Origin of the sequence: Winogradskyella marina (assembly GCF_015645385.1) — a bacterium.
GTDB classification, from domain to species: domain Bacteria; phylum Bacteroidota; class Bacteroidia; order Flavobacteriales; family Flavobacteriaceae; genus Winogradskyella; species Winogradskyella marina.
Genome location: NZ_JADOET010000019.1, coordinates 13,436 through 26,106, shown reverse-complemented (window position 1 = coordinate 26,106; position 12,671 = coordinate 13,436). Strand labels below are relative to the sequence as shown.

Here is a 12,671-nt window from a genome sequence, read left to right as displayed (position 1 = left end):
ATTTGAAACTCTTTCTTTTACATCGTATTTTTACCATTGAGAAAGAAAATTTGTTTAACCATTTATGAGATGCCCATTTTTTTGAGCATCTGTAACCTTAATAAGATACCCACTTTCGTGGGCATTTGTATGAAACTAGTACTATCACCAGCAAAATCTTTAGATTACGACACTAAATTACCAACTTCTAAAACAACGGAAGGTGTTTTTTTAGACGAAGCAGAGCGTTTAAATAAAGTATTGAAAAAGAAATCAGTTAAAAGCTTAGGGAAACTGATGCATATTTCAGATAATTTAAGTCAATTAAATTATGAGCGTAATCAAGATTGGGAATTACCATTTACAAAAGATAATGCAAGGCAAGCCATTTATGCATTTAGTGGTGATGTGTACAGAGGTTTGGATGCTTATACTATTGATACCAAAAAAATAGATAAGGTTCAAGATACGGTTAGGATTCTTTCAGGATTATATGGTGTATTAAAACCCTTAGACTTAATGCAGCCATACCGCCTTGAAATGGGTACAAAAATGCCAGTTGGTAAAAATAAAAACCTGTATGAGTTTTGGAAGAAGAAAGTTACAAAAGCTTTAAATGACGAATTAGAAGATGGTGAGATTTTTCTCAATTTAGCAAGTAACGAATATTTTAAGGCTATAGATACCAAAGCATTAAAAGTGCCTGTGATAAACGTAGCTTTTAAAGAATTTAAAAACGACAAATATAAAATAATTGCCATATTCGCAAAGTTAGCAAGAGGATTAATGGCAAGGTATATCATTGATACTGATGCAAAAACATTAGATGATATTAAAGGGTTTAATTACGAAAATTATGGTTTTAGTGAAGAATTATCTTCAGAAAACGAATTGGTTTTTACGAGATAAAAGAGACTTACAGTCACTAAAAAATTAATTTATGTATTACTTACTTATAGCGGTTCAGGTGTATTGTTTGTATCATGCTTATAAAAACAGAAAGCCTTATTATTGGTATTTTCTCATATTCTTTATTCCTGCGATTGGTTCAGCGATATACATTATTACGCAAGTGTATAATAAGGATGATGCCGAAAAAATTCAAGAAGAAATTACAACAGTTCTTAATCCAACAAAAAAAATCAAAGCTTTAGAAAGTAAGATTGAGTTTGTAGATACGTACACCAATAGAATTGAGTTAGCCGATGCGTATTTTATGAATAAAGACTTTCCTAATGCTATTGCAAACTACAAGAAAACTTTAGAGGATAAGGTTCAAGATGATTTGTATGCGCGTCAAAATCTTATACTGTGTTATTTTCAATTAAAGGATTATAATGGCGTTATTGAACATGCGGAACAAATAAAAGACACATCAGAATTTAAAGGATCAAAACAACAATTTTGTTATGGTTTAGCTTTAAATGAATTGGGTAAAACCAACGAAGCTGAAGCCCAATTAAAACAAATAGACAGACCATATTCTAATTATGCAGAACGTTTGGCACTCGCTAAATTTTATATAGAAAACAATAGAACTTCGGAAGGAAAGGAATTGCTAACTGAAATCTCTATAGAGTCTAAACGTTTAACAAAAACAAACCGAAAACTTTACGGAGCAACTATTGTTGAGGTGGAGCAGTTGTTGGCTAAGTTATAGTTTGCTTTATTACTAATCTTATACTTATTAGCCACCATGTGTTATGATATATAGTTTTTTTTATTTTAACTAGAAGTTCATAAAGTTCATAAATCCCTGTTTTCTGGGATGAATACAAGTTCTACTATCCCTAAATTTGTACATGTTTATTAAGCCCCATAACATTTTTGTTTTTCTTTTTTTGTGCTATACGTCAATTTGTAAGGCCCAAACTACGGCTACTATTGATACTGAAGACAAAAAGGTGGATCAACTTTTTTACTATTTCAATAATGGGGATGATACCAAAGCATATAAAGAAGCTCTCCATTCGTTACGAACTTTTAAATCCAAGAAGGCAATAACTAATACCAATTTATTATTGGCTTACTACCATAATAAATATGTTGCAATAGACTCGTCTATATATTATACCCATCAAGCTCTAAAAAGTAAAAAGAATGTTAATGACTCCTTAGGGGTAAGGTTGACCATATTATCTTATCAATTACTTGCGCTAAATAACACAAACAAAGGCTTATATCAAGAAAGTAAAAAATGGCATATTAAAGGAGCCGAATTAAGTGAAAAACATAATGAAACCAATCTGTACTATACGCATTTACATGGTTTGGCAAGTACATATATTACATTAGGTAAAACTGAAGAAGCTTTAGACCTTTTAGAGAAATGTATTAAAAATTCTAATGATGAAGAACTTATTTTAGGAAGTTATATCAATTTAGGATCAATCTATTCGTCGCAATCTAAATATAAATTATCCAATACATATTTACAAAAAGCAAGAGAAATGTGCGAGAAAAATACGCATAGAAAACAGGCTTTAGTAAATGTAATTATCAATATTGGTGATAACTACTTAAGTATTGGAGATATGGATAAAGCGCTTTCATTTTACGATGAGGCAAAAAAGATCAGCACAGAAAATAGATCCTATAATTTAGAACTTATTGTTTTAGGAAAAATTGGGACGATACTATACAATGAAAAAAGAGATAGTGAAGCCCTTTTAATATTCTCTAATGCTTTAATTAAAGCGATAAACTTGGGCAATTTAGATATTGAGATGAATAGTTATCTAATGTTAGAAAAACTCTCTAAAAGAAAAGGTGATTATCGTAGTGCTTATAATTATGGCAAACACTATTACAAAATCAAAGATTCTATCGAGAATTCTCAAAAAGAAAAGGAGATTAATAGTTTAGAAGTAAAATTTAAAACCCTTGAAAAGGAAAAAACTATAAAACAATTACAGATAGAAAACCTTAATAAAACTTTAAATATTAAGAATAAGGAGGCAGATATAGAAAAGTATAAACTTCAAGAAGCAATAATTGCAAAACAGAATGAAAACCAGGTATTACAATTACAAAATGGCGTAGAAAAACGTAAAAATGAAATTGCATTACTGAAAGAAAAAGAAACTTTAAAGGCATTAGAGCTAGATAGAGAGAAGACTATTAAATATATTGTTCTTATCGCTTTCTTCATTTTATTAATTCCTATTGTTGGACTTTTAATTATTTATTATCAAAAACTACAAGCGCAAAGTTTAGTTAATTTAAAAGAGAAAGAGATAAATGAGCAACAGGTAATTTCATTAAAAAAAGACCAAGAATTAAAGTTAATTAAAGCATCAATTAGAGGTCAAGATCAAGAGCGTAAAAAGATTGCTCAAGAAATGCACGATAGTGTAGGAGGCAATTTAGCAGCTATAAAATTACAATTCAGTCAACTTTACAATCAGCCAGATAAACTAAAATTAATTTATAGTCAATTAGATGACACTTACGAACAGGTAAGAGATTTGTCGCATAATTTATTGCCTAAAAAAATCAGAGAAAACGATTTTATATTTTTAATTAAAGAATACATTAATACCGTTGAAGCGTCTAGTGAACTTACCATAAACGTCTCTTTTTATGACGAAGAGAAAATTAACGCCTTAAGTAAAATTTTACAAAATGAGTTATTTTCAATTTTTCAAGAATTAACAACCAATACAATTAAGTACGCCAAAGCAACCACTATAGACATGCAGTTAGATCTTTTAAACGAATGTCTGTTTTTTGTTTATGAAGATGATGGTGTTGGCTTTGATGTATCCATGACGACTTTAGGCATAGGATTAACCAATATAAAGAACAGGGTAGACACTCATAATGGTGTATTACATATCGACTCTAAACCCGATAGAGGGACTAACATTAATATAGAAATTCCACTAAAATCATAAATAAATGAAGTATAACCTCATTATAGCCGACGATCATAAAATGTTTTTAGACGGTTTACTAAGTATTCTAGATACTGAAAGCGATTACAATATTCTATTTACAGCGAAGCATGGCGGACATGTTAAAAAATATATTTCAATAAATACCGAAGAACAAATAGACCTCGTTATTACTGATGTTACAATGCCAGAAGTTGATGGTATTGCTCTAAATAAGTGGATAAAGAAAACGGATAGAAATATAAAGACATTAGTGGTGAGTATGCACAACTCAGCAAAAATCATTGATGACCTCATAGAAAACAATGTGGATGGTTATCTACAGAAAAATGCACAAAAAGAAGAATTCTTAAGAGCTATTGAAACGATTTTAGGTGGTGAAAAGTATTTCTCTAAAGAAATTAAGGATATCTACCTTCAAAATAAATTTGAAAAGAATAAGGAAAAGGAAATCAAACTAACAAAACGAGAAGTAGAGGTGATTTCGCTTATCGCGGAAGAGTTTACTACACAAGAAATCGCAGACAAGCTTTTTCTTAGCAAGCATACCATTGAAAGTTATAGAAAAAACCTGATTACAAAGTTAAACGTTAGAAACCTCGCAGGATTAACTAAATACGCCATAAAAAAAGGGTATGTGTCTTAGTTTGTTTCAACTATAATACTCATAATCGTTAAGGGCTCTATTTTTATAGAGCCCTTTTTTGTTCTCATGCGTTGTGCTAAACCCAAAGCAAATTCATTTCTGCTTTAAAACATGGCATCTGTTTTAGTCTTCTTAATATAAAGATCGTGTTATTGATAAATAATAGTCTCATAGTGCAGATGTAGGATATTGATAATAATAGTTTTAGTAGTAATCACCCTGTTATCAGGGTATTCGTTTTTACTATAAAAGGGGTTATACAGATAAGCTTACCGGTCTAAATTTGTATTAGAATATGAGAGGCACCAAAAAAAAGGAAAGGTGTTTCAATTATTAAATAACAAATATAAATTAACCATCAAAAAACACATTATGACTTTCGGAATTACATTAATCTTATTAAGCATCATTGCAGTACCATCTTTATTATTATCAAAAAAACCTAATGCAAAAGAACTCTTAGAAAAAATAGAACCATACCAAGGTTGGATCGGAATCATTTTTTGCTTTTATGGTGTTTGGGGAATTATCTTTTCAATATTAAACTTAGGTTGGTTGACAACATTCCCAATTTGGTGGGTAACTTTATTAGCAGGAAGTATTGTTGAAGCTGTTTTAGGATTCATGTTAGGATTCAGCCTAATTAACAAATTCTTTTTGTCTAAAAATGCAGCCGCTAAGGAAAAAGCGATTGTGCTTAGAGAGAAGTTAGCACCAAAACAAGGTAAGCTTGGTGTTGTAGGCTTATTTGTAGGAGGTTGGATGATTGTTGCTTCAATCTTATTCTTTTAAACAAAAACGATAAAATCAGATTATTATGAAAAAAATTATTTTTTTAATGGCATTGATATTTTCAGTGCCGTTAATTGCCCAAGAACACAGAAATACCGTTACAGTAGTTGGGGAAACACAGGCCGCTTTAGGAAATAGTAGTTATACAATTTTAATAAGCTTACAACCTATATTCGTGTACGAAGGTCAAACAGAAGTTGAGGTTGCTTCTTTGGCTGAAGCCAGGCAAAATTACATTAAACAATTAAAAGCAATCGGTATAGATTTTAGCAGGTTTAAAAGAAATGCATACTATGAGTTTATGACGTCGTATTCGTCAAATAGAGCGTCGGAATACTATTATATAAAAACTTCAAATAAAGAAGAGGTTAGGAAAATAACACGGCTAAAATCTGCAGGAATGTCTATTGCAAACACGGATATAGATGCTCATATATTATCTAAAGAACAGTTAGTGGATCTTTCAAAAAAAGCCATAGATAATGCTGAGGAAAAAGCGGAAGCTTTAGCTAAAAAAATAGATAAAACTATTGGTGAAATTGTAACGATAGTAGATCAAAATACAAGTGAACAGTATATGCAAAGTTATGGGACTTCAACATCGCAAACTCATATTGTAACAGTGACCTTTGAATTAAAGTAAATAAAAACCTTTAAGTTAATCAAATAGTAATACTATCAGTATTCGCTTTTCTGTTGTGTTTTTAATGAAGAAGCTCAAAAACTCAAAATGTTTGAAAGTTCAGTTGAGAAGAAAGTGGACCCTAAAACCATTAGAACGACTATAAACAGAACAGTGATATTTTTTAAAACTAAGCACCTCTTTATGTAAGTAAAGAGGTGCTTTTTTGTTTTTTTAAGTCGTAAATATTGAGGCTTAGAGTTTGGTGTCTAATATTTTAGAACGACATTGTGTTTTTACGTTTTATGAGGAGTCTTTATTTTCTATGCGTATTTTCCTTTTAGTCCTCAGTTCCCCACGGGGCACTAGGTGTTTCAATAGGTTTAGTTAAATCGAAACGCACGGTGAATAAACGATCAGTTCCAAGACGACGAAGATTATATGTTAAGCTCGTTTCATCTATTGTAAACCACCAAATATTAGTAGACGCAGGAGGTAATATTTCTGAAGTATGCTCATCTGCAGGAAACATTTGAAGGTTTGCTAAACCATGATTAGAACTTATGCCTCCATATTGGGTTAAATCTTCTTCCGATCCGTCTTCATGTCTATGGTCGTGTTTAAGACTAATTATTTTATCATCATTCATTTTTAAAACCCAAGTACGAGATTTGTTTTCGCCAACAAAAAACGGAATTCTAAGGGTGTTCGTTTCACAGGATCGTACATGCATCACCAATTTTTCACCCACAAATCCGTCTCCTTCTTTTCCTCCTTCTATAATCTCACCTTCGTAGGCATTGCCACAATGTGCTTCTAGCTGTTCCCAAAAGTGTTCTGAATTGGTTTGTTCTTGAGCTATGAGTGTTACAGGTAATATAAGTAATACATAGAGTAATGTCTTCATAATTAATGTTCTAAATGAGTGTTTTTTCTAAGGGCTAAGATACTTTAATTATTGAAGTTAAATAATATTTAAAAAAACAGTATCTTATTTGTATTTAGGTTAAAGAATAAAGAGGATCAGTTAATCTAATGCATCTTAAATTTTAAATTGACGAAAAATGTAATCATGAAAAAAACACTACAAGTTGGCAATACTATAGCATTAATTTTTACTATAGTTATTAATTACCTTTCTAATACTGGCCTTTTAAATAACACAACAATTGGTGAGGTGTCTAATAGTTATAGATCGTTGTTTACACCTGCAGGGTACACGTTTGCGATTTGGGGACTCATTTACGTTATGCTATTAGGCTTCGTAATTTATCAAGGTAGAAGTCTGTTTGTAAAAGTTAAAAATGATGATTTTGTTTTAAAAACAGGTTGGTGGTTTATGCTGACTTGTTTATTTAATTCACTTTGGGTATTTGCATGGATTTATGAATATACAGGCGTGTCTTGTATTTTTATTTTCTTATTACTGTTTTCATTATTAAAGATTGTAGTCAACAACAGAATGGAATTAGACGATGAGCCATTACCCATTATTGCTTTTGTTTGGTGGCCTTTCGTGATATATTCGGGTTGGGTAACTGTGGCGAGTATTGCTAATGTATCGACGTATTTAGTGAAAATGGGTTGGGATGGTTTTGGCTTGTCTAATGTAACATGGGCAATAATACTAATAATAATTGCAGTGGTTATTAATGTAGTGATGACCTGGAAACGTAATATGAGAGAGTTTGCCCTTGTAGGGGCTTGGGCTTTAATTGGTATAGGAAATGCTAATAAATTAACTAACGACACTATAATGTATATCGCCTTTATAGGTGCGGCGATATTAATAATTAGTAGTTCTATACATGCTTTTAAAAACCGTGACACGAATCCATTTGTTAAGCTTCAAGAACAGAAGAATTCATAAGGTTTAGAATATAATAGGCATTTTTTTAGAGTCAGGCTTAAAATAGCTGTAACTTCGCAGCAAATTAAAGGAGTGACCTAAATACGATTTCAAATAAGGAATAGTCAATTATAGAGTTTGCTTCATAAACTTTATTTATGTCATTTAAATCATTGGGCTTATCTGAGCCTTTACTAAAAGCTATCCAAAAAAAAGGATACGAAACTCCATCACCAATTCAAGCCAAAGCCATTCCTCCAGTTTTAGAAGGAAAAGATGTGTTAGCATCAGCACAAACAGGAACAGGTAAAACAGCAGGCTTTACATTACCATTGCTACACTTGTTGTCTAATAATACAGCACAAAGGCACAGACCAATTAGAGCCTTAATCTTAACTCCAACACGGGAGTTAGCAGCGCAAGTTTTTGCGAATGTAAAAGAGTATAGTGAGTTCTTAAATATAAGAAGTACTGTAATTTTTGGTGGAGTCAATCAAAAACCACAGGTTAATAAATTAAGTCAAGGAGTCGATGTTTTAGTGGCCACTCCAGGACGTCTAATCGATTTAGAAAATCAAGGTGTATTATCCTTAAAACATGTTGAAATATTTGTTTTAGATGAAGCTGATCGTATGCTAGATATGGGGTTTTTACGCGATATTGAACGTGTGATGAAACTAATGCCAAATAAGCGACAGAATCTTATGTTTTCGGCAACATTCTCTAAAGACATTAAGAAATTGGCGTATTCAATTCTTAATAATCCAACTCAAGTTGAAGCCACACCAGAAAATACAGCTGTTGAGGTTATTGAGCAAAAGGTGTATAGAGTTGCAAAAGGAAAAAAAACAGGATTAATAATAAAGTTAATTTCTGAAGGTGAATGGCAACAGGTTCTAGTCTTTACAAGAACGAAACATGGAGCCAACAAGCTTTGTAAAAAAATGATTAGCGCAGGTATTACAGCTGCAGCTATACATGGTAATAAAAGTCAAGGAGCACGAACAAAAGCATTAGCCGGATTTAAAAACGGTACTGTTAGAGTTTTAGTAGCTACAGATATTGCAGCTAGAGGTTTAGATATTCCGTTATTACCACACGTTGTTAATTTTGAATTGCCGAACATATCTGAAGATTACGTTCATAGAATTGGTAGAACAGGTAGAGCAGGAGCCGAAGGGCAAGCGATATCTTTGGTTAGTGCAGACGAAACGGCCTATTTAAGAGGTATAGAAAAGTTAATTGGCGAAAAAATTGAAATGGAAATTGTTGAAGGTTTTGAGCCAGATCCAAATGCGTCAACAGAACCCATAAAACCTGGACAGAATAGAAACAAAGGTCGTGGCAGAAATTCTAATAGCAGAAACTCTGGAAAGTCTAAAAACTCAAATTCAGACCGAAATAAAAGTAGAAATCGAAATCGTAACCGAAATCGGAATACGGATAATAGACGTTAGATAATGACTACAGCTTTAAAACATAAAATAATTGAGGTTTGCGATAAAAAGATCGCTCAAAAAGGAACCAAAGTTGGCATCTCATTTTATGCGTTTTTTAAAAACAAAAATGATAATCCAGAGTTATTAATGGAAGCCGCAACCTGGTGGATTGAAACCCATCAATTAGATCATTTTGAAAAGGCTATTAAGATTAAGGAATTAGTTCAACATTAGTAGTTTGTTGTCATTCCTGCGTTGGCAGGAGTCCATTATAAAAATAAATAGTATTATATTCTTGCTTTCATAGGAATTACAGAATTATGTCATCACAACCCAATAACCCACTTCACGGAGTAAAGTTAGAACAGATTATAACTGAATTACAAGCGCACTATGGATGGGAATATATGGGTATCAAATCAACATTCGCTGTTTTACGCACGATCCTTCTGTGAAATCTAGCTTAAAGTTTTTAAGACGTACACCATGGGCTAGAACTAAGGTAGAGCATATGTATCTAGATTATCTAAAAAAGAATAAGAATTAGTTTTCAGCTGAACAAACAGGTGAATTTGAACATTCGATTAAATTCTACCCAAAGTTTTACCTTTTTTCTTGTCTAAATAATGTCGTAAAACTCCGCCTTTAACATTGTTGACATCAAATTCTACAATAAAAGCATTTTCGTCAATGTCTTCTATAATGCGATGCATTTTTTTAATGTCAATACGATTAATTATGGTGTGAATAATATCAAAATCTTGTTGCGCACCAGTACTTCCAAAGCCTTTAGAACCTTTGTACGTGGTTAAACCAACACCCAATTCCATCATAATAGCATTTTTAATTTTTGCATAATCATTAGAAACTATGGTGACACCTATAAAATCTTCAAAACCTTCAATAGTTAAATCGGTGACTTTAGCTGTAACAATATATGTAAGAATGGAGTAGAGGGCAACTTCTAAGGAAACTACCATTGCTGTGATACTAAACAATATAATATTAAACATTAGAATAACTTTTCCGATGCTCAATCCAAATTTATCATTGAGATAAATACCTAAAATTTCAGAACCATCTAAAACCGATCCATTCCTAATCGCTATACCAATTCCTGCACCTAAACACAAACCACCAAATATAGAAATGAGCAGGTTGTCGTCGGTTATGGTGCCATAATCCCCAAAATGAATTAAGGAAGCAAAACCGAGAATACTAAGGATAGATTTAATAACAATACGCTTAGATACGGTATAATATCCAAGAACTAAAAATGGTAAACTGAATATAATTAGTGATAATGAAATGTTTATTCCAAAAAGATTGTTAACGAGTAGCGCCATTCCTGTAACGCCTCCATCTAAAAAACCATTTGGTAATAAAAAAGCCTTTAAACCGATACTGGCTAATACGATGCCAAATGTGATTTGACTAAATTCTGAAAAAAAATTATACGTTTTTGAGTGTCTCAAATGTTTAGTTTTTGTTCTGGAAAAGTTACAAAAACCATTTAAAACGCGATTAATTTATAATAATTATTTGAAGTTTATTTTCAAACCTAAATGTAGCCTTTCAATTACCTTTTATTTGCCGAAGACCTTCATAGACTATAATACCTACAGCATTGGCTAAATTTATGCTTCTGATAGATTCGCTATAAAGCGGAATTTTAAAAAGTTGTGATTTGTGTTGCTCAATTAATGGTTTTGGTAGTCCGACGGATTCTTTGCCAAAAACTAAAAATAGATCATCGGTAAAGTTGATATCCCAATGCGATTTTGTGCCATGACTAGACAAAAACACCATTTTAGCATCTCGATTTTTTAAGAAAAAGTCATCGATGTTATCATAATAAATAACTTCTAAGTGTTGCCAGTAATCGAGCCCTGCACGTTTTAGGCGTTTGTCATCTATTTCAAATCCAAAAGGTTTAACTAAATGTAAAACAGAACCAGAAGCTAATGCTAACCGACCAATGTTTCCAGTGTTATTCGGGATTTCGGGTTCAATAAGGACAATATTAAGCGGCATTTTTACGTGTTGTTTTAATAATAATTAATCGTAGTAGCAACAGAAATGGGAATCCATGAAACACCACATCAAACCAATCTTTAAATCCCATGCCATTTGCTCCACCGGCAATCCACTGTATTTTACCCCAAATATGTGGCTCAGGAAAAAATGGAGCCAATCCTAAAGTTAAGCAGAGTAAGAGTATTAATTTCCAGTCGTTAAGTAATTTCATGGTATAAAAAAAGTCTATTCAAAGATATGAATAGACTTTTTAATTTTAAGAATTAATACTACTTTTTAGATTGTTGTTTCTTTATTGTTTTCTCGTCAATATCAAACGCATTTGTTTTCTGATTAACATTTCCCGAAGGATTTGTTGGAGTGGTTTGAGTTTTCGATATTTTAAATTTCTTTTTATCTTTTGTAATTCCCATAATCTCTCTTTTTTTAGTTCACTTTAATATAAAAAAATAAGAGGTCTTTTCTTCACAAGGCTTTCATAAAATCCCTGTGGTAAATGTTAAAACTACTTAAGAAGTCGGCGTAATGGAAGTGATAAACGAGTTGATGTCATTAATACCATTCTTAGTTACATGTTTAATAAAAGCACTTCCAATAATAGCCCCTTTTGCATATTGTGTAGCTTGTGTAAAGGTTTCATTATTTGAAATACCAAAACCTACAATTTGAGGATTATTTAATTTTAAATCGGCAATTCGCTTAAAATAGGCCGTTTGTTCGTCGCCAAAACCAGAACTACCTCCTGTTACACTTGCAGAACTCACCATATAAATAAAGCCATCCGATACCGAATCTATATAACGAATACGCTCTTCAGAGGTTTGTGGAGTAATTAATAAAACATTGATTAAACCATATTTTTCAAAAGTCGATTTGTATTCCGAATGATAAATATCTACAGGTAAATCAGGAATTATAAGTCCATCAATACCAACGTCTTGACATTTTTTACAAAAGGCTTCAACTCCATATTGCAACATCGGATTAAAATAACCCATAATTATTAATGGTATAGAAACTGTTTTCCGAATATCTTTGAGTTGTTCAAATAATAACTCGCTGGTCATTCCATTGTCTAAAGCTTGTGTAGAACTTGCCTGTATAGTTGGGCCATCTGCTAACGGATCACTAAAAGGTAATCCTATTTCTAACATGTCTACACCACTTTTTTCAAGGTTTTCAATAATAGAAACTGTATCGTTTATATTTGGATAACCTGCTGTGAAATATATAGATAACAGTTTGTGGTCTTCGTTTAATTTTTGATGTATTCTGTTCAAAATTTATATGGTATTAACCTGAAATTTAATCAGGATTATAGATGCTAAATAAGCTGCCAATTTACAGAAAAACTGAGATATATTTGGGTTAGGCAACAACAAAATATCTAAATAATCTAATCGCTTTGGTG

At 31.9% G+C, this 12,671-nt stretch carries 15 protein-coding genes and 1 pseudogene; 10 read left to right on the top strand and 6 right to left on the bottom strand.

Annotated elements, in window-relative coordinates:
- Positions 1-129 precede the first annotated feature (129 nt).
- The 6 genes from yaaA (at position 130) to ITJ86_RS15710 (ending at position 5,956) form a co-directional block, all read left to right on the top strand.
- Positions 130-888, top strand: coding sequence for a peroxide stress protein YaaA (yaaA, locus tag ITJ86_RS15735; protein ID WP_195872616.1), 759 nt, complete (start codon positions 130-132; stop codon positions 886-888).
- Between the two features lie 31 nt (positions 889-919).
- Positions 920-1,639, top strand: coding sequence for a TRAFs-binding domain-containing protein (locus ITJ86_RS15730; protein WP_195872615.1), 720 nt, complete (start codon positions 920-922; stop codon positions 1,637-1,639).
- Between the two features lie 244 nt (positions 1,640-1,883).
- Complete coding sequence (locus ITJ86_RS15725) at positions 1,884-3,875, top strand: tetratricopeptide repeat-containing sensor histidine kinase (RefSeq protein ID WP_195872614.1); 1,992 nt, start codon at positions 1,884-1,886, stop codon at positions 3,873-3,875.
- Positions 3,876-3,879: 4 nt separating this feature from the next.
- Positions 3,880-4,521: a response regulator transcription factor gene (locus tag ITJ86_RS15720; RefSeq protein WP_195872613.1), complete on the top strand. Its 642-nt coding sequence runs from the start codon at positions 3,880-3,882 to the stop codon at positions 4,519-4,521.
- 372 nt (positions 4,522-4,893) lie between these two features.
- Positions 4,894-5,313 (top strand): hypothetical protein, encoded by a 420-nt coding sequence (locus ITJ86_RS15715; RefSeq protein ID WP_195872612.1) that lies wholly within the window; start codon positions 4,894-4,896, stop codon positions 5,311-5,313.
- 25 nt (positions 5,314-5,338) lie between these two features.
- The gene (locus ITJ86_RS15710; RefSeq protein WP_195872611.1) at positions 5,339-5,956 is read left to right on the top strand and encodes an SIMPL domain-containing protein; all 618 of its coding nucleotides are present in this window, start codon (positions 5,339-5,341) and stop codon (positions 5,954-5,956) included.
- A 319-nt stretch (positions 5,957-6,275) separates the two neighbouring features.
- Here ITJ86_RS15710 and ITJ86_RS15705 read toward each other — a convergent pair whose 3' ends face one another.
- A complete protein-coding gene (locus ITJ86_RS15705; protein ID WP_195872610.1) occupies positions 6,276-6,842 on the bottom strand; it encodes a hypothetical protein in 567 nt (188 codons plus the stop codon).
- Between the two features lie 165 nt (positions 6,843-7,007).
- Here ITJ86_RS15705 and ITJ86_RS15700 point away from each other — a divergent pair, with 165 nt between their 5' ends.
- From ITJ86_RS15700 to ITJ86_RS15685, 4 genes and pseudogenes are all read left to right on the top strand, one after another.
- Positions 7,008-7,805: a tryptophan-rich sensory protein gene (locus ITJ86_RS15700; RefSeq protein WP_195872609.1), complete on the top strand. Its 798-nt coding sequence runs from the start codon at positions 7,008-7,010 to the stop codon at positions 7,803-7,805.
- A 137-nt stretch (positions 7,806-7,942) separates the two neighbouring features.
- Entirely contained in the window at positions 7,943-9,241 is a 1,299-nt protein-coding gene (locus ITJ86_RS15695; RefSeq protein WP_195872608.1) for a DEAD/DEAH box helicase, read from the top strand.
- Between the two features lie 3 nt (positions 9,242-9,244).
- Positions 9,245-9,457: a DUF6500 family protein gene (locus ITJ86_RS15690; RefSeq protein ID WP_195872607.1), complete on the top strand. Its 213-nt coding sequence runs from the start codon at positions 9,245-9,247 to the stop codon at positions 9,455-9,457.
- 86 nt (positions 9,458-9,543) lie between these two features.
- Positions 9,544-9,770, top strand: a pseudogene (locus tag ITJ86_RS15685) (VF530 family protein).
- A gap of 37 nt (positions 9,771-9,807) precedes the next feature.
- On the opposite strand, the gene ITJ86_RS15680 reads toward ITJ86_RS15685, so the two are convergent.
- The 5 genes from ITJ86_RS15680 to trpA all read right to left on the bottom strand — a co-directional run bounded on the left by ITJ86_RS15680 (position 9,808) and on the right by trpA (position 12,540).
- The gene (locus ITJ86_RS15680; RefSeq protein WP_195872606.1) at positions 9,808-10,698 is read right to left on the bottom strand and encodes a YitT family protein; all 891 of its coding nucleotides are present in this window, start codon (positions 10,696-10,698) and stop codon (positions 9,808-9,810) included.
- Between the two features lie 100 nt (positions 10,699-10,798).
- The gene (locus ITJ86_RS15675) at positions 10,799-11,257 is read right to left on the bottom strand and encodes a tRNA (cytidine(34)-2'-O)-methyltransferase (protein ID WP_195872605.1); all 459 of its coding nucleotides are present in this window, start codon (positions 11,255-11,257) and stop codon (positions 10,799-10,801) included.
- The gene (locus tag ITJ86_RS15670; RefSeq protein ID WP_195872604.1) at positions 11,247-11,471 is read right to left on the bottom strand and encodes a hypothetical protein; all 225 of its coding nucleotides are present in this window, start codon (positions 11,469-11,471) and stop codon (positions 11,247-11,249) included. Before ITJ86_RS15670 ends, ITJ86_RS15675 begins: the two co-directional genes overlap by 11 nt.
- Before the next feature lie 58 nt (positions 11,472-11,529).
- Complete coding sequence (locus tag ITJ86_RS15665) at positions 11,530-11,673, bottom strand: hypothetical protein (RefSeq protein ID WP_195872603.1); 144 nt, start codon at positions 11,671-11,673, stop codon at positions 11,530-11,532.
- 96 nt (positions 11,674-11,769) lie between these two features.
- Complete coding sequence (gene trpA, locus ITJ86_RS15660; RefSeq protein WP_195872602.1) at positions 11,770-12,540, bottom strand: tryptophan synthase subunit alpha; 771 nt, start codon at positions 12,538-12,540, stop codon at positions 11,770-11,772.
- Between the last annotated feature and the right edge of the window lie 131 nt (positions 12,541-12,671).